At 39.5% G+C, this 17,020-nt stretch carries 14 protein-coding genes and 3 pseudogenes; 12 read left to right on the top strand and 5 right to left on the bottom strand.

Features of this window, described 5'->3' with window-relative positions; all coding sequences use genetic code 11:
* Positions 1 to 106: 106 nt before the first annotated feature.
* Together NSQ85_RS03690 and NSQ85_RS03695 are read left to right on the top strand one after the other, a co-directional pair.
* Complete coding sequence (locus NSQ85_RS03690; RefSeq protein WP_232087320.1) at positions 107 to 439, top strand: iron reductase; 333 nt, start codon at positions 107 to 109, stop codon at positions 437 to 439.
* A 95-nt stretch (positions 440 to 534) separates the two neighbouring features.
* Positions 535 to 900: a TIGR02328 family protein gene (locus tag NSQ85_RS03695; RefSeq protein WP_015695649.1), complete on the top strand. Its 366-nt coding sequence runs from the start codon at positions 535 to 537 to the stop codon at positions 898 to 900.
* Between the two features lie 528 nt (positions 901 to 1,428).
* Here the strand turns inward: NSQ85_RS03695 and NSQ85_RS03700 are convergent.
* The 4 genes and pseudogenes from NSQ85_RS03700 to pflB form a co-directional block, all read right to left on the bottom strand.
* Positions 1,429 to 2,573 (bottom strand): IS3 family transposase gene (locus tag NSQ85_RS03700; protein WP_179970608.1). Its coding sequence is split into 2 segments (ribosomal slippage): positions 1,429 to 2,312 and positions 2,312 to 2,573, totalling 1,146 coding nucleotides; the frame shifts between segments, so codons are not numbered across the junction.
* Between the two features lie 227 nt (positions 2,574 to 2,800).
* The gene (locus NSQ85_RS03705) at positions 2,801 to 3,253 is read right to left on the bottom strand and encodes a GNAT family N-acetyltransferase (protein ID WP_179972233.1); all 453 of its coding nucleotides are present in this window, start codon (positions 3,251 to 3,253) and stop codon (positions 2,801 to 2,803) included.
* 50 nt (positions 3,254 to 3,303) lie between these two features.
* Positions 3,304 to 4,086, bottom strand: a pseudogene (locus NSQ85_RS03710) (carbonic anhydrase).
* A gap of 266 nt (positions 4,087 to 4,352) precedes the next feature.
* Entirely contained in the window at positions 4,353 to 6,662 is a 2,310-nt protein-coding gene (gene pflB, locus NSQ85_RS03715) for a formate C-acetyltransferase (protein ID WP_179973968.1), read from the bottom strand.
* Positions 6,663 to 6,947: 285 nt separating this feature from the next.
* Between pflB and dinB the strand changes: the two genes are divergently transcribed.
* From dinB to NSQ85_RS03765, 10 genes and pseudogenes are all read left to right on the top strand, one after another.
* A complete protein-coding gene (dinB, locus tag NSQ85_RS03720) occupies positions 6,948 to 8,051 on the top strand; it encodes a DNA polymerase IV (RefSeq protein WP_179973967.1) in 1,104 nt (367 codons plus the stop codon).
* 286 nt (positions 8,052 to 8,337) lie between these two features.
* Positions 8,338 to 8,571 (top strand): hypothetical protein, encoded by a 234-nt coding sequence (locus tag NSQ85_RS03725; RefSeq protein ID WP_179973966.1) that lies wholly within the window; start codon positions 8,338 to 8,340, stop codon positions 8,569 to 8,571.
* 581 nt (positions 8,572 to 9,152) lie between these two features.
* Complete coding sequence (locus tag NSQ85_RS03730; protein ID WP_179973965.1) at positions 9,153 to 9,983, top strand: transporter substrate-binding domain-containing protein; 831 nt, start codon at positions 9,153 to 9,155, stop codon at positions 9,981 to 9,983.
* A gap of 395 nt (positions 9,984 to 10,378) precedes the next feature.
* A complete protein-coding gene (locus NSQ85_RS03735) occupies positions 10,379 to 11,125 on the top strand; it encodes an amino acid ABC transporter permease (RefSeq protein WP_179974542.1) in 747 nt (248 codons plus the stop codon).
* Entirely contained in the window at positions 11,125 to 11,868 is a 744-nt protein-coding gene (locus tag NSQ85_RS03740) for an amino acid ABC transporter ATP-binding protein (protein WP_179972228.1), read from the top strand. Before NSQ85_RS03735 ends, NSQ85_RS03740 begins: the two co-directional genes overlap by 1 nt.
* A gap of 214 nt (positions 11,869 to 12,082) precedes the next feature.
* Positions 12,083 to 12,307, top strand: coding sequence for a DUF4059 family protein (locus NSQ85_RS03745; RefSeq protein WP_179972227.1), 225 nt, complete (start codon positions 12,083 to 12,085; stop codon positions 12,305 to 12,307).
* Positions 12,300 to 13,307 (top strand): thioredoxin-disulfide reductase, encoded by a 1,008-nt coding sequence (gene trxB / locus NSQ85_RS03750; RefSeq protein WP_332068335.1) that lies wholly within the window; start codon positions 12,300 to 12,302, stop codon positions 13,305 to 13,307. The genes NSQ85_RS03745 and trxB overlap by 8 nt, the downstream gene beginning before the upstream one ends.
* A gap of 90 nt (positions 13,308 to 13,397) precedes the next feature.
* A pseudogene (gene rsmD / locus NSQ85_RS03755) lies at positions 13,398 to 13,997 on the top strand (16S rRNA (guanine(966)-N(2))-methyltransferase RsmD); the annotation flags it as partial.
* Between the two features lie 33 nt (positions 13,998 to 14,030).
* Entirely contained in the window at positions 14,031 to 14,528 is a 498-nt protein-coding gene (gene coaD, locus NSQ85_RS03760) for a pantetheine-phosphate adenylyltransferase (protein ID WP_340781179.1), read from the top strand.
* Positions 14,506 to 15,582: a SepM family pheromone-processing serine protease gene (locus NSQ85_RS03765; protein ID WP_179973962.1), complete on the top strand. Its 1,077-nt coding sequence runs from the start codon at positions 14,506 to 14,508 to the stop codon at positions 15,580 to 15,582. Before coaD ends, NSQ85_RS03765 begins: the two co-directional genes overlap by 23 nt.
* Positions 15,583 to 15,675: 93 nt before the next feature.
* Here the strand turns inward: NSQ85_RS03765 and NSQ85_RS03770 are convergent.
* Positions 15,676 to 16,933: pseudogene (locus tag NSQ85_RS03770) on the bottom strand (ISL3 family transposase).
* Positions 16,934 to 17,020: the final 87 nt, after the last annotated feature.

Genomic DNA, 17,020 nt, shown 5'->3' on the forward strand with positions numbered 1-17,020 from the left:
CAGCGGCTTCCTTCATAGTATGAGAGTTAGAATATTCAAATGGCGCTGATGTCAAGATTATGGACAGTATCATCAATTTTTGAAGCAACATCATGAAGATCAGCCGTTGATTATTGTTGCTGGTGGAATTGGCATTACACCGTTTATATCTATTGCTCAAATGGCAGTGGAAAGACAACAAACAGTGACGTTTCTTTACTCAACTAAACACGAAAAGGATGCTATTTATTTAGATGAATTGACGAAGTTTAATCAAAGCGATATTTGTTTCAAACATCAAGTAGGGCGGTTTTCTGATACACAAATTGTGGACATAATGCAAAAAAATGGTATCTATTTGCTAGCTGGTCCGCATGCCATGACCAAATATTGGCGAAATTTTTTGAAAAATAGAGGCGTGGCGGATAGTAGTATTTATTTTGAATCCTTTGAGTGGTAAGCCGATAAGCTATTAGCAGCTATTAATGTAAAGGAAAGCACATTATGTTAACTCGGAATTACTAACAATTCTAATGTTAGCAAGGTAGACAAAAAATGAGGTTATGGCACGAATCGTTAATTACAAAATTACCACGTCAACAATTGCTTGGACAACATAGAGAGTGCTGTGCACTTCGTGGCGGCGGGTGGGGAAAAAGGCACGCAACAGTGGATTATGTCTTTATTTACTCTCCGTATAAATTGTTTAGATACCACAAATTAGTTATGACGGAGATGTTAAATCGCGGATACAAACCGAATGAAAATTGGCTAAATCCTTTGTATCGTGGAAATAATATGATTCCTTATAAGTCCCTGCCTATTGAAGTATCAACTTATCCTATTTATCCTGAACACGATCATAATTATTTAATTGAATGTATTGAAAATTTGAGAAAAAAAGGTATTGAAATAAAATAAAAACATCATTCGTTGTGGGGTTACACACGAACAATTGCACAAGACTTATAAGAGATATTTTCTAAGTATGAGTTTAATTTTGGATAAAAGAGTTATAAATAGAGTGAAAATAATTAGTCATAGACAAGTTGTCTTTGGAAAATAATCTTGACATCAGCGCCATCCACATAAAAAGTATTTATCTAAAATCAACTTTAATACTATTAACAATGAAAAAGAATATTTATAATTATCTGGTTATGTACTAGTTACCAGACTAGGTTGTCGCTACATTTGAATTTGAAAAAGGTCTATAACTACATAATAACCCCTCGAAAAGACTATTAAAGAAGCCCACGTTATCCAGTTACCAGGTAATGGGGGCTGTTTTTTTTGTTAAGTGATATAATATCCCCTAGATAGGAGAAAACTTATGTCTAGACAAAAATGGTCGAGTAGACACTCTAAGAAAAGAAAGCTTGTCTCTTGTTTTTTTGGTTTACATGTGACCTAGTCAAGCATTTTTGTAACACTAGTGTATAAAATTTCTTACGCTGCACGACATCGTGCAGCATAAGGTGTAAGTCCACCGTTTGCACGATGTGGTCTTACGTGATTATATTTCCCATAAACGAATTCATAGAGCTTTTGGTCAAGAATGTCATTTGAATCAAACATGTAGAGATAATAGAATTCGTGTTTGAGCGTATTGTAGAATCTTTCCATAACGGCATTGTCATATGGACAGCCTGCTTTGCTCATACTTTGTTGGACATAGTTTTTATCACAAAATTTATTGAATTCTTTTGCAGTAAATTGACGCCCTTGATCAGAATGCAGGATAATTCCTTTTGCTGGTTTTCGACGTTCTAGTGCGATTTTCAAGGTTTCCTTTGCCAATTCAGTATCGATATGACTGCTGTTTAATGATGCAACCACTTCACGACCGCAAAGGTCTATAATCGTGCAATTGTAACGCATTGTTCCATCTGGACGAGTTAAATATGTAAAATCAGTACACCATATTTTATTGGGTTCTTTTACATCAAATTCCCTATTCAGAAGGTTTGGAAAGATTTTATTGGCAGTTCCTTTTACATAGTTTGGTTTCTTTCGACGTGTGATGGAACGTAAGCCCAATTCATTCATAAAATGATGTATTGTTAGATCTGAACGAATGCTTCCGATACCCTTAAGATAATCGTTCATCATTCGGTATCCAGGAACTCCATTTTCGCGGTGGTAGATTTCAACAATTTTACGTTGAATCTCTGCCTTTTCCTGACGATAAGCATGTTTTTTGTTTTTAAGATAATTATAGTAAGCATTTGGACAGATGTTCATTCTTCTAAGAAGCCATCTGACCCCAAATGTCTGTTGATATTTCTGGATGAACTGGTACTGAGCTAATCGATTTCCTTCGCAAAGAATGCTGCCGCTTTTTTTAAAAAATCATTTTCCTTTTTGAGTTCTTCAATTTCTTTGCGTAGCTTTTTTGCAACTTCGTATGAATCAGATTCTTCCCGTTTTGTTGGGCTGTTATCGCATTCTTTGCGGTATTGCTGTAACCAGTATGTCAGCGTGCCTTGTCCAAGATTATATTCTTCGGTCAGGCTTTTCTTGGTTCGTCCCTCTTCCAGATAGAGGCGAAGAACCTTTTGTTTGAGCTCAGGCTCGTAACGATTGTTTGTCATTGTAACATCTCCTTGGATTATGTATGTATTTTACCAAACTATACACAGGTGTTACAACTTAATTATATCAGGTCAATGGGAGTGTTTGTACTTTTTTAAAAGGGTAGAAATACTGGAAAAGGATTGTAGAGGTATTAAAAAAAGAAAATGTGGCAGTTCTTGCTATCGAGCATGGCTATTTTATATTTTCAACAAAAGAAGAAGCTTAAGCAGAGTTGATCTACTGCTTAAGCTTTTTTACTTATTAATGATTTTTCAACCGTAATGTGTTGGATACCAGCTTCATCGAAGATTTGGCCGACTTCTTGATAGCCACTATTGAGATAGAACTTAAGTGCCCTTAGTTGAGCATGGAGGGAAATAGATTTGAAGCCCTGCTCTTGAGCGAAATCTTCAGCTTCTTTTAGGAGGATGCTACCCAGACCTTGACCTTGGTAGTCGTCGAGCACGGCCATGCGTTGGAGTGTAACTTGTGTCAAGTCTATGTTAGGAAGTAGTCGTACGGTTGCTGTAGCCTGGCCCTTGTCATCATAGAGGACAAAGTGAATGCAGTAGGCTTCGTTGGCATCAATATCGATGGAGCGAGGAACTCCTTGGCCCTTAACGAAAACGGTGTTTCGAATAGCCACAGCATCTAGATAAGTCTCTGAAAGTGTATCTCTTGTATGTTTGATAATCATAGGAATAGTGTAGCAAAGATTATAGTCTATCATCAAGCTTTTGATAGGTTTTATGCTTTAATTTTTCGGCCGTTTGCATCTTGGATAGGACGGTTATTTTCAAATCCAAGAGTTTGGGATAATATTTCCACCTGTTCCTTACTGACAGTTTCTTGGCTTTTGAAGACAATCCAGTTAACACCTTCAGTACAAGGCGGTGTTGTCAATGAGCCTTCAAAGTTGTAATAGTCCTTGTTTTCAGGATAGAAATCATCAAGTGAGATAGCCTGAGATAAATCCGTTTCAGTATTGGCGGCTTGAGGCATTTTATCCCATATTAATTGCAAGGCTTGGTTTTTATCTCCATAGTTATAGAGAACTGAGACAACTGTGATTTTTCCATTATCCGTCTTGTAGACGAAATGCCCTTCGAGAGGATAGGTTTTGCCATCTATTTCATTCTCAGCTGGTGCGTGAAAATGGAATTGTTGCAACTTGTAAACTTCCTTACCAATTGTTAGGGTATTCTTTGGATTTTTAAAGCTGACTTCAATGGTGTGACCATTGTTCTTAACATGGGCTTCTGATTCTTGATTATTAAGGTTTAGTTCTGGAAGATCAACGTCCTCAGCTCCTGTGATATTAATGGGAGATTGTTCCTTACCCGTCTTGCTGAGTTCATAATCTTTAGAAAGGTCACCCCAATGTTCAGGACCAGTTATACCCGTATAGCCCCATTGGACCTCTTAAGACTTAGAGGTTTTACTTTTAGTTTCAGACTGGAAGGCTACGAGTAGGATGGTAGCTGCTATAAGAGACAATAATCCAATTAGCTTAAAACTTTTCTTATTCATCTTTTCTCCCTATAGGCTGTTATTTTTGTCATGACTGCTAGTTGACCTGTTATTTGTAAACTAGCAGTCAGACGGTGACAGGGTGTTCTTTCTCTAAGGTACTTCTGAAAGTGAAGTGTTTGGAGAAACCGAACAGAAACCCCTTTATTTTATAGCTAATGTGAAAGATAGTCGAATATAAATTATAGTTTATTTAGAAAATTATAATGAAAAGCAAGTGTTTTACAAAAAGAAAAGAACTCGCTATTGCGAGCTCTTTATTCATTTTATCCCAAAGCATCATCCATTGAAAGAACTTCGTGGAAGACACGTTGTGTCAATTCAGTTTTTTGTTCTGGAGTGAGGTATTTAGTGTTTACACAGTATCCAGAGATACGTACGATAACATCTTCGCCACTCATGATCTTTTCGTAGACGTCTGACAAGTCCATTACGTTCAAGTTAACATGTTGTCCACCATTTTCGAAGTAACCGTCAAGGATAGTTACCAAGTTATCAACTTGTTCATCGAATGTTTTACCAAGGGCACGTGGAGAAACTTGAGTTGTAAGTGAGATACCATCTGCAGCGTATGAGAAGTCAAGGCTTGCAAGTGAGTTCAAGTTTTGCAACCAACCACCTTTAGATTTGTTAGATGGGTTAGCACCTGGCGAGAAGAATTCCAATTTAGAAAGGTTCACAGTACCATCTTCGTTAAGGTAAACACCTTTGTGGACTGGAGAGTTACCAGTTTGTTTAGAGTAAGCAACGTTAGAAGTGATTGTAAGAAGTGAAACTGTAGCTTCTGCATCTTTGTAGAGTTTGTGGCTGCGAAGACGAGTAGTGTAAGCTTCAATCAACCATTCTGCCAATTCGTTTGAACGTGGGTCATCTTCACCCCAACGTGGGTATTCACCGATTGTTTCGTAGTCGTAGATGTAGCCATCTTCGTCACGGATTGGTTTAACTGTAGCGTACTTGATAGCTGACAATGTATCAACAGTATTGGCGAAACCACAGATACCGAATCCCATATTAGCACGTTGTTTAGTTGGCAAGAAGGCCATTTGGACAGCTTCGTAGTTGTACTTATCAGTCATGTAGTGGATGATGTTAAGGGCATCTACGTAAGTGTCAGTCAACCAGTCAAGAGATTTTTCGAAGTTAGCTTTAACAGTGTCAAAGTCAAGAACTTCATCACGGACTGGATCGATGTCAAATACTTTGTAGTCTTTATGAATATCGTCGTAACCACCGTTCAAACCAGTAAGAAGGGCTTTAAGGACGTTTACACGAGCACCAAAGTATTGGATGTTGTGACGTTGTTCTTCATTTTCTGGGTCAAGTGGTGATACACAACATGAAATACATGACATTTCACCGTAACCGTCTTTAGCCATTGTTGTCACACCTTCGTATTGGATTGAAGAGTGTTTGTGTGACATTTTCATACAGTAGCGACGGAATGAATATGGCAATTTGTCAGTCCAGAGAACTGTCAAGTTTGGTTCCGGAGCATTACCAATATTATCAAGTGTGTTCAAGAAACGGTAGTCCATTTTAGTAACACGGTGACGTCCGTCAGCACCCATACCAGCCATAGAAGTTGTGATGAATGTTGGGTCACCTGAGTAAAGTTCGTCGTAAGCTTTTGTACGTGCGAATTTTACAGTACGAAGTTTCAAGACAAAATCATCAACGAATTCTTGGATTTCTGATTCAGTGTAGGTACCACGAGCAAGGTCACGTTCTGCATATATGTCAAGGACGATTGGCATACGACCAAGTGAAGTAGCCGCACCATTGATAACACGACATACAGCCATAAAAGCAATGTTTGTCCATTGGATAGCTTCTTTAGTATCGAAGGCTGGACGACGAACATCTACACCGTAAAGGTCACCAAGGCGAACAACATCTTGGAGTGCTTGATATTGAAGGTTAACTTCTTCACGAAGACGAATAGTTTCTTCGTTGATTTCTTCGATAGAGTTCCAGTCGTTTACTTTTTCTTGCATCAAGTAGTCAGCACCATAAAGAGCAAGGCGAGCATAAACACCAATGATACGTCCACGAGAGTAAGCATCTGGAAGTCCAGTCACAGTGTGTGCGTGACGTGCACGACGGATATTTGATGTATAAGCACGGAAGATACCGTCATTTACTGTAGTTACATGTTTTGTAAAAATTTCGTGAACAGCTGGGTCAGGTTCATAGCCATGTTCCTTGAGAGCTGTTTCTGCCATACGAATTCCACCTTTTGGCATGAAATTCAGTTTGAACAACTCATCATTTTGAATACCGTAGATTAGTTCGTCGTCTTTTGAAATATAGCCGGCAGGAATATCTGCGATTGATGTCGGACGAGTATCCATTGGGAAACGAGTTTCCTCGTAGTGAGTTTTAGTTTCTTCAATGATTTTTTTGATTTTAAGTGTGCGTTCAGTTGGTCCTGCAAGGAAGCTTTCATCACCATCATATGGTGTGTAGTTTGCTTGTACGAAGCGAGACACACTTGCTTTTTCTTTCCAATCAGTTCCTTTAAAGCCTTCCCAGGCTTTTTCGAAAACATCAGTGATAGTTTTTAAGGTTGCCATAGTTTGTACTCCTATAATTCTAGTAACAAATAATTTGTTACATTATCTAAGAGTATTTTATCACATCTAAGAGCATTTTATCATATAGTAACCGCTTACATAACTTTAAAACTGCGTTTTTAAAGACATTCTTTTATAATACAGTTTTGAAAACTGGAAATCTGTATTATAAATTTCTGTTTTTTGATAGATTTTGGTATCATAGGGGGAGAATGTTTTGTAGACCCAAAGTTTTATGTGAAAGGATTTACAATGAGACGAATTTGAGAAAGGAGGAAAGAAGCCATGCTAGAGTTCCCTCTAATTAATGATACGAGTCGGAAAATTATTCATATCGACATGGATGCCTTTTTTGCTCAGGTTGAGATGAGGGATGACCCTAGTCTTAAAGATATACCTGTTATTATCGGTCATGACCCCAGAAAAACAGGCGGTCGTGGTGTGGTGTCTACTTGTAACTACGAGGCTAGAAAATACGGTGTCCACTCAGCCATGTCTTCTAAGGAAGCCTACGAACGTTGTCCCAATGCTGTCTTTATTTCAGGAAATTATTGCCATTACCGTGAGGTAGGGATGCAGATTCGTGAAATTTTAAAACGCTACACGGACTTGGTTGAGCCTATGTCTATTGACGAGGCCTATCTCGATGTTACGACCAATAAACTTGGGATCAAGTCGGCCGTTAAGGTCGCTAAACTTATCCAGTATGATATCTGGCAGGAACTCCATCTGACCTGTTCGGCTGGTGTTTCCTACAATAAATTCATTGCGAAGCTGGCTTCTGATTTCCAAAAGCCTGCTGGTTTGACGGTAGTACTTCCCGAAGAGGCCCAGGAATTTTTGGAAAAGCTACCTATTGCAAAGTTTCATGGTGTTGGTAAAAAGTCAGTTGAGCGTCTTCATGACATGAATATATACACCGGTGCCGATCTTTTGAAAATTTCTGAGATAACCTTAATAGACCGATTTGGACGTTTTGGCTTTGACCTCTTTCGCAAGGCTAGAGGCATTTCCAATAGCCCCGTAAAGCCTAATCGTGTCCGTAAATCTATCGGAAGCGAGCGAACCTATGGTAAGCTCCTGTATAATGAAGATGACATCAAGGCTGAGTTGACTAAAAATGCTAAACGGGTAGTGGAAAGCGCCCAGAAAGCTAAAAAAGTCGGTCGTATCATTGTCATCAAGGTTCGTTATTCGGACTTCTCAACCCTAACCAAACGTATGACCTTGGACAAATCAACCCAGGATTTTGACACCATCAATAGGATTTCTCATAGTATTTTTGATCAGCTGGAGGAAAATAGTAATGGCGTTCGCCTGCTTGGTGTTACGCTGACAGGTTTGGAAGACCAAGAAGGTAGACAGTTAGACTTAGACGATTTAGCGTGATTATATAAATAGTAGAGTTTTAACTTTTTACGTTGCTAGTTGACCTTAAAGCATCATTAGACCTGTGCTATCTTAATTAGTAAGTAATAGAAATGAGATAATAAAAGTAATGAAAAAGTTTTTACTTATCTGGGCTTGATTTTAGCAACCTGCTTGGTTCTTGTAGCCTGTGCTTCAAATAAGTCAGCTGAAAAGAAAAAACGAATCAACTTCGACATAACGTGTCAAGGCTGATGCTAAAGTACCAACTCAAGTGTTTTCAAAGTTTCTCAGGGTACGTCGTAATATGATTGGCAAGATTCAGGACTATAAACTGAAGGAAGTTAAAGTCAAGAAAGATGAAGCAACAGTGACTGTTACTTCACTCTCTGTTAGTGTCCATGGAGCTGAAGCTGCTGTTCGTATTCTCCTCATGAGTCCCTATGGTATTAATATTGACAAGTTGAAGTACTGGAACCAATCTGATAAGAGTAATGATGAAAAGGGTAAGAGTAAAGATCTCACAACAAAGTTCCTTTAGTGTGAAAACTTTAACGGTGATTTAACGCAATTTAAGGATATTGATAAAGAATTGTTCTATATACCTTTGACAGGTGCAGATAATTTGGAAAGGAACTTCAATTTATCGAAGATAATGGGATCAACTGGACTACCTCTACAAAAAATTATAAAGAACTTTTCGAGGATCTGGTTGGCCATGCTGAATCAGGAAGTAAAGCCCGTTTACGCTGAACGTATCCATAAGAATTTGTCAGACTATCAACCTGAAGGTAGTAGCGACTCAAGTAATAAGTTATCAGGTAAGGACAAGTAGTGTGGATAATAGATTATTTTTAGTTGTTTTCTCTCTTAGGATTATATAGGAGTGATAAGTTGATAGTATTTCACATGAATACTAGACGATCAATATAATATAATGTAATAAGTTAAAGATGAAAAGAGTCGTTACTGATATGGTAGCTTTTTTCTATCTTGTTATTTCTAACCTTATCCCTATTACCTTTATCTATCACCTTTTAGTTTTTTATTATTAGACGAGTTTGGATGAAGGTGGTAAACTGTTATCACTAACTATTAATGAAAGTATCGAGGATTATAGATATGAAAAAATGGCTTGCAGGCATAGGGATTCTTGGTTTGTCGGTTTTGACTTTGGCAGCTTGTGGAAACAAAAGTGACAGTAAGGTATCTGGTGAAAAGCAGACGATTACTGTTGCGACTGACTCTGATACGGCACCTTTCACTTTTAAAAAAGGTGATGACTTCAAGGGTTATGATATTGATTTGGTCAAGGCTGTTTTCAAGGATTCGGACAAGTATGAGGTCAAGTTTGTAACGACGCCTTTTGATTCCATCTTGACAGGGGTGGATTCTGGACGTTATCAGATTGCAGCTAATGATTTTAACTACAATGAAGAGCGTGCACAGAAATATAGTTTTTCAGATCCGATTTCACGTTCTAACTATGCAATCATCAGTGCTGAGGGTACAAAGTATACTAGCCTAGACGATTTGTCTGGTAAGACAACAGAAGTGCTTCCTGGCACTAACTACGCTCAGTTGCTTGAAAACTGGAACCACGCCAATGCGGACAAGACACCAATTACAATCAATTACGCTTCTAGCTCGACGGGTCTTTCAACACGCGTTCAACACATTCAAGAAGGAAAAATTGATTTTATCCTTTATGATGCCATTTCGTCTGAGTATATTGTTAAAGATCAAGGCTATAAGTTGGCTGTAAACAAGCTTAAAGACGATATCGGTATGAAGACTGATGGTCTTGAATACCTTATTTTCTCAAAAAATAAGCAAGGTAAGGAACTCAAGACCTTTGTCAATAAACGTATCAAAGAGCTCAAGAAGGATGGAACCCTTGCCAAACTCAGTAAGGAATACTTCGGTGGCGATTACGTCAGTGATTTGAAATAAGACTATTAAAAGTTGAAAAGTTAGGACCTTTGTCTCTGCTTTTTGACGTTAATAAAGCAGAATTATCCGTGATATGATTTCCTTATCACAATGATAAGAAAAGATTATTTCACAGACTTTCTGAGTCGTGCTAAAATGAATATTATAAAATTTATGATAAGATATTTGAACGGTTAGCACTAGGCTAACCGACTTTTTTAGAAAGAAAGGGCGACATTGTGAAAAAGAGTATAGAAGCATTTAATCGGTCACCTTGGTATCTTCAAGTTATCCTTGGCTTGGTTGGTTTGGCAGTAGCTGTTGCTTTAGCCGTTCCCTTATCATGGCTAGTGGAAATCCTTTGGAGCTATGTTTTGCAATTGGTTACGGTTGTCTTCAAATGGATTTCATCTTGGATGCCAGCTGGTAAGCTCTTCTCATGGAAGGCTGTCTTCGATGCTGTTCCTAAGATTGTAGAACGTTTGCCTTTAACTTTGGGATTGACTATTGCAGGTGCCTTCTTCGGTTTGATTTTGGCCCTTGTCTTTGCGGTTGTTAAAATTAATCGAGTACGTATCCTTTATCCAATTCAAGCAGTTTTTGTGAGCTTCTTGCGTGGGACACCAATCCTTGTACAACTCATGTTGACTTACTATGGTATTCCACTCTTCCTTCGTTACTTGAATGGTGAGTTCGGCTTAGATTTGAATATTAATGAGGTTCCGCCGGCTATCTTCGCTATTACGGCCTTTGCCTTTAATGAAGCAGCTTACATGAGTGAAACCATCCGTGCGGCGATTCAAGCTGTGGATGCTGGGGAAATTGAAGCTGCCCGTTCTCTTGGGATGACATCTGCACAGGTTTACCGTCGTGTCATTATACCAAATGCGTCTGTTATTGCGACACCAAGTTTGATTAACAGTTTGATTGGTTTGACTAAGGGAACATCACTTGCCTTTAGTGCAGGTATCGTCGAAATGTATGCGCAGGCTCAAATCCTAGGTGGTGCTGACTACCGTTACTTTGAACGTTATATTTCAGTAGCTCTTATATACTGGGTAATTTCAATCTTGATTGAGAACATTGGTCGTTCAGTTGAAAATCATATGGCCATTAAGGCTCCTGAAGCGACTGACATTTCTGGCATTGGAGGTGACCGCTAATGATTAGTATCAAAAATTTGACCAAGGAATTTTCAGGACAAAAGGTTCTCGATGGCATTGATATTGACATTGAAAAAGGTGAAGTTGTGGCTCTTGTTGGTGCCTCTGGTGCAGGGAAGTCGACTATCCTTCGTTGCTTGAACTATTTGGAACAACCTGATTCTGGTACTATTGCCATTGATGATTTCAAGGTGGATTTTGAAACAATTACCAAGGAGCAAATCCTTACCCTTCGCCGTAAGTTGGCTATGGTTTTCCAACAGTTTAACCTCTTTGAACGTCGTACAGCCTTGGATAATGTTAAGGAAGGTCTTAAGATTGTTAAGAAACTTTCTGACGAAGAAGCTACCAAGATTGCGAAAGAAGAGCTCGCTAAGGTTGGGCTTTCTAATCGTGAAAATTATTACCCGCGTCACTTGTCAGGTGGTCAAAAGCAACGTGTGGCCTTGGCCCGTGCCCTTGCCATGAAGCCTGATGTGCTCTTGCTCGACGAACCGACATCTGCCCTTGACCCTGAGTTGGTTGGTGAGGTTGAAAAATCAATCGCAGATGCGGCTAAATCAGGTCAAACCATGATTTTGGTCAGTCACGACATGAACTTTATTTATCAAGTGGCTGACAAGGTGCTTTTCCTTGAAAAAGGTCATATCCTTGAACAAGGAACACCTGATGACATCTTTAACCATCCAAAAGAAGAGCGAACAAAAGAATTCTTCGCTTCTTATTCAAAACAATATCTTTAAGATGGGATTTTTGTTACAATAGAAAAGGTGATAGGATAGGACTACATTTCTAGTTCATAGTCAAAGTCCCACAAGGATGACTAGGAACTTTTGAATACTTCAAAGGTGACTAAGGAGTCTACTCGGTGACTGCCTTCTGTAGTTATTACTAATCGGATTCAGAGGTTGAAGAATGTTGTCTCAGCCTTTTCTATTTCTCACTTTAGGATGATTTATGTTATTAAATATTTTTAAATTTTATCTCTTAGGCCTTGTGATTGCTTTCTTTGTTTGTTTGGTGATTGGTGTCTTTTGGCTTGGATGGCGTGCCCTACGTCGTTTAGACAAAACCGTTAAGGAGCGTCAGGGTGCCCTCTATGATGCTATTATGATGTCGATGGTTTCGATCCCAGTATTGGCATTTGCTGTTATGGCGATTCTTATCGTACTGGATGCATAATGCTAGCTTTGTTGGCACATTAGGTGTAAGATATCTCTACAAGAAAATCATATTAAGAAAATTATATAAGGAGTTACTCATGTACGATACAATTGTTATTGGAGCTGGTCCTGCGGGGATGACTGCAGCACTTTATGCAGCTCGTGCCAACCTTAAAGTGGCAACTTTGGAGCAAGGTGCTCCTGGTGGACAGATGAATAACACATCTGATATTGAAAATTATCCTGGTTTTGAAAATATTTCTGGTCCAGAACTGTCCATGAAGATGTTTGAACCCTTGGAAAAATTGGGAGTTGAAAATCTTTATGGTATCGTGTCTGGTATCGAAGACAGGGGCAATTATAAAGTTGTCAAAACTGGTGACGAGGAGTACCAAACCAAGACAGTTATCATTGCGACGGGTGCTAAACACCGCCGCATTGGTGTTGCTGGTGAAGAAGAGTACAACAGCCGTGGTGTTTCTTATTGTGCGGTATGTGATGGTGCCTTCTTCCGCAATCAAGACCTCTTGGTTGTTGGTGGTGGAGACTCTGCTGTTGAAGAAGGAGTTTATTTGACACGCTTTGCCAATAGCGTAACCATTGTTCACCGTCGTGACGAATTGCGTGCCCAAAAGGTCCTTCAAGCCCGTGCCTTCGCCAATGAAAAGGTCAAGTTTATCTGGGATTCCGTCGTTGAAGAAATCAAGGGTGATGACATCAAGGTTCGCAGTGTTGATATCAAGAATGTCAAAACTGGTGAGGTGACTAACCACGAATTTGGCGGTGTCTTTGTTTATGTCGGACTTGATCCTGTTTCAGATTACTTGACAGGCCTTGACATCACTGACCAAAATGGTTGGGTAATCACAGACGACAAGATGGCGACAAGTGTTCCAGGTATCTTTGCCATTGGTGATGTGCGTCAGAAAGACCTTCGCCAAATTACCACAGCCGTAGGGGAAGGTGCCACAGCCGGTATCGAAGCTTATAACTACGTGACTGCACTTGGTGATAAGTAATATAAATGGAAACTCGGGAGAATTTCGAGTTTTTTGTGTTTGTGTGATGATCTTTAGCTAGTCTAGCCTCCTTTGGAGTAACATCTATGTGTAGTTTTTTGTTATAATAGAGAAGTCTTACTAAAAGTCAGTAAAAACGAGGTGACCGACTTGCGTGTTGTAGCAGGTGATTTTGGCGGGCGTCCGCTTAAAACGTTAGAAGGCAAAACGACTCGTCCAACAACGGACAAGGTCAAGGGTGCCATTTTCAATATGATTGGTCCTTTCTTTGATGGAGGACGTGTTTTGGATCTTTTTTCTGGGAGTGGTAGTTTAGCTATTGAGGCTATTAGCCGTGGCATGTCGTCTGCTGTCCTCGTGGAAAAGGATCGTCGAGCACAGGCTGTTATTCAGGAAAATATCAAGATGACCAAGAGTGAGGAACAGTTCCAGCTTTTGAAGATGGATGCGGCGCGTGCATTGACACAATTGACAGGTCAGTTTGACTTGGTGCTCTTAGATCCGCCTTATGCGAAAGAGCAGATTGTGGCCAATATTACTCAGTTAGAGGAGCAGGGGCTCTTGTCTGAAAAGGTGATGTTGGTTTGTGAGACTGATAAGGCTGTGGACTTGCCTGAAGAAATTTTAAACTTTGGAATTTGGAAGCAGAAAACCTATGGTATCAGTAAGGTGACCGTTTACGTGCGTTAGCCTTTGGTAGGAAAGTTGTAGAAAGGAAATGCTATGACCAAGATTGCTATGTTTACGGGGTCTTTTGATCCGATTACAAATGGGCATATGGATATTATTGCCAGAGCCAGCAAGCTCTTTGACGAGCTCTATATAGGCCTTTTTTATAATAAAAATAAGCAGGGCTTCTGGGATGTTGTGACTCGCAAGCGTATCTTGGATGAGGTTGTGGCAGATTTTCCTAATGTCAAGGTCATAACGGCCCACGATAGTCTGGCTGTAGATGTCGCCAGAGATCTTGGTGTAACTTATCTGGTTCGAGGACTACGCAATGCGACAGACTTTGACTATGAGGCTAATATGGACTATTTCAATAAAGGTTTGGCGCCAGAACTCGAAACGGTTTACTTTATTGCTAGTCATGAGGTGACACCGGTGTCTTCAAGTCGTGTGCGTGAGTTGATTTATTTTGAGGGGAACATTAGCTCTTATGTTCCGCAAGCAGTTGTTAAGGAAGTGGAGGCCAAGCGTGGCAAACAAGACAAAATCTAAATCGCTACTAGAGAAAATGTGGCGTATTAAGTGGTGGTTATTAAGTATTTTTACGTTACTTTTCCTCCTTTTTGCCCTCTTTTTCCCTCTCAATAATTACTATGTGGAGCTTCCGGGTGGTGCTTTTGATACCAAGGAAGTCTTGACAGTGAATAAGAAAGCTGATGATTCTAAGGGCTCCTATAATTTTGTGGCGGTGGCTCAAACCAAGGCGACTTTGGCCTTGATGCTCTATGCTAAGTTTAATGATTTTGCAAAGCTTCAAACGGCTGAAGAGGCAACTGGAAATTACTCTGATGAAGATTTCATACGCATCAACAAATTTTACATGGAGACTTCTCAAAACCAAGCGGTTTATCAGGGCTTGACTCTGGCTGGTAAGGAGGTTAGTTTGAAGTATATGGGTGTCTATGTGCTTCAGGTTGCTGATGATTCTAGCTTCAAGGGTGTCCTCAATATCGCTGATACGGTGACGGCTGTTAATGGTAAGACCTTTGATAATTCGACTGACATGATTAAATACGTTCAAGGACTTAAGCTGGGTTCAAAGGTCAAGGTCACTTATATGAGAGATGGTAAAGAAAAGACTGCTACTGGTAAGATTATTAAGATTGCCAATGGCAAAAATGGTATTGGTATCAGCCTAACGGACCATACTGAAATTAAGAGTCCTGAGAATGTTAAGTTTAAACTAGATGGTGTCGGTGGGCCAAGTGCTGGTCTTATATTTACCTTGGCTATTTACGATCAGGTGTCTGGTCAAGACCTCAAGGCTGGCCGCAAGATTGCTGGTACAGGAACTATTGAAAAAGATGGGACTGTCGGTGATATCGGTGGGGCCTATCTCAAGGTGAAATCTGCGGCTGATAGTGGCGCAGACATTTTCTTCGTGCCAAATAATCTAGTAACTAAGGAAATGAAAAAGGTCGATCCGGATGCCAAGACTAATTATCAAGAGGCCAAGGAAGCTGCCGAGAAACTGGGCACCAAGATGAAAATCGTCCCTGTTAAAACAGCTCAAGAAGCCATTGATTATTTGAAAAAGACTAAATGAGAAGAGAGAGTAGGACAGACAGAAATCTATGATTTTGTCTCTGTCTTACTCTCTTTTTTGGCTCTTTGTCAACTGTAGTGGATAGATTAAAAGCTAACACCTAGAGAGGATGAACTTCGTCCTCTCTTTCTTTATGTTCAATGCAATCAAAATCCGTTTTTTAAATTTTTCAAAGTTCCTGAAACCAAAGGCATTTCTCTTAATGACTTTGATGAGATTATTGGTAGCTTCCAGTTTGGCGTTAGAATAAGGTAAATCCATGGCGTTTACAACCTTGTCTTTATCCTTTAAAAATGTCTTAAATACCGTCTGGAAAATAGGATTAACAGTGGCTATTTCCTGTTCGATGAGGTCAAAGAAATGATCTGAGTTTTTCTCTTGGAAATGGAACAAGAGAAATTGATAGAGTTCATAGTGCTGTCTGAGTTCATCTGAGTAGGATAGGAGTTTTTCTAGGATTTCCTTGTTAGTCAAATGCATTCGAAACATAGGACGATAAAATCGTTTATCGCTGAGTTTACGGCTATCTTGTTGTATCAATTTCCAGTAACGTTTCAAGGCTCGGTATTCCTGCGATTTTCTGTCGAATTGATTCATAATTTGAATACGGACACGGTTCATATCACGACTAAGGTGTTGCACGATATGAAAGCGATCGAGTACAATTTTTGCATTCGGAAAAAGCTGTTTAGCAAGTTGATAATAGGGACTAAACATATCCATGGTAATCAACTTTGACCCGATTTCTAACCTTTCTAGGATAGCGTAGAAAGTGGTTTCGGATGGTTGCTTGAGTTCCATCCGTCGAGAATGGAGATGACATTTAGGGAGTCGAAATCTTGAGCGATGAAGCTCATTTTCCCCTTCTTGAAGGCATACTCGTCCCAACTCATCACCTCAGGTAGGGTATTCCAATCCGTTTCAAACTTGAACTCATTGAGCTTTCTCATAACTGACGATGTTGAAATTGATAGCCTGTGTGCAATATGTTTCATTGCTTGATTTTCGATGAGTAATTGTGCGATTTTCTGGTTAACAGCGACAGAGATTTGGTGGTTCTTCTTGACAAGAGGAGTTTCAGCGACCGCCATTTTTCCGCAATCTTTACACTTGAAACGACGCTTTCGAAGACGGATAAGTAAAGGGTAGCCAGCAGTTTCTAAGTAGGGGATTTTAGAAGTTTTCTGGTAGCCGTACTTAGCCATTTGTCCCTTGCATTTTGGGCATTTAGGGGCTGTGTAATCCAAGTGACCGTGGAGTTCTAAGTGAGTTCCCATATCACATTCATCAGTGATAGTGATATTTTGTCTTTAATTCTGAGAAAATTTGTGATAAGATTTAGTTGTTCCATATGAGTCTTTCTAAAATGATAGTTTGAGCACTTTTCATTATAGGTCATATGGGACTTTTTGTATATACTCAAAAAGGCTCCATAATT

This window comes from Streptococcus sp. FSL L8-0526, assembly GCF_038007145.1.
GTDB lineage: Bacteria > Bacillota > Bacilli > Lactobacillales > Streptococcaceae > Streptococcus > Streptococcus thermophilus.

What these genes read in the sequence shown, in the direction of transcription:
- NSQ85_RS03695 (WP_015695649.1), top strand. Translation starts at nt 535, where the DNA reads ATGAGGTTATGGCACGAATCGTTAATTACAAAATTACCACGTCAACAA.
- NSQ85_RS03745 (WP_179972227.1), top strand. Translation starts at nt 12,083, where the DNA reads ATGTTATTAAATATTTTTAAATTTTATCTCTTAGGCCTTGTGATTGCT.
- trxB (WP_332068335.1), top strand. Translation starts at nt 12,300, where the DNA reads ATGCATAATGCTAGCTTTGTTGGCACATTAGGTGTAAGATATCTCTAC.
- pflB (WP_179973968.1), bottom strand. Translation starts at nt 6,662, where the DNA reads ATGGCAACCTTAAAAACTATCACTGATGTTTTCGAAAAAGCCTGGGAA.
- dinB (WP_179973967.1), top strand. Translation starts at nt 6,948, where the DNA reads ATGCTAGAGTTCCCTCTAATTAATGATACGAGTCGGAAAATTATTCAT.
- NSQ85_RS03725 (WP_179973966.1), top strand. Translation starts at nt 8,338, where the DNA reads ATGATTGGCAAGATTCAGGACTATAAACTGAAGGAAGTTAAAGTCAAG.
- coaD (WP_340781179.1), top strand. Translation starts at nt 14,031, where the DNA reads ATGACCAAGATTGCTATGTTTACGGGGTCTTTTGATCCGATTACAAAT.
- NSQ85_RS03740 (WP_179972228.1), top strand. Translation starts at nt 11,125, where the DNA reads ATGATTAGTATCAAAAATTTGACCAAGGAATTTTCAGGACAAAAGGTT.
- NSQ85_RS03705 (WP_179972233.1), bottom strand. Translation starts at nt 3,253, where the DNA reads ATGATTATCAAACATACAAGAGATACACTTTCAGAGACTTATCTAGAT.
- NSQ85_RS03735 (WP_179974542.1), top strand. Translation starts at nt 10,379, where the DNA reads ATGCCAGCTGGTAAGCTCTTCTCATGGAAGGCTGTCTTCGATGCTGTT.
- NSQ85_RS03730 (WP_179973965.1), top strand. Translation starts at nt 9,153, where the DNA reads ATGAAAAAATGGCTTGCAGGCATAGGGATTCTTGGTTTGTCGGTTTTG.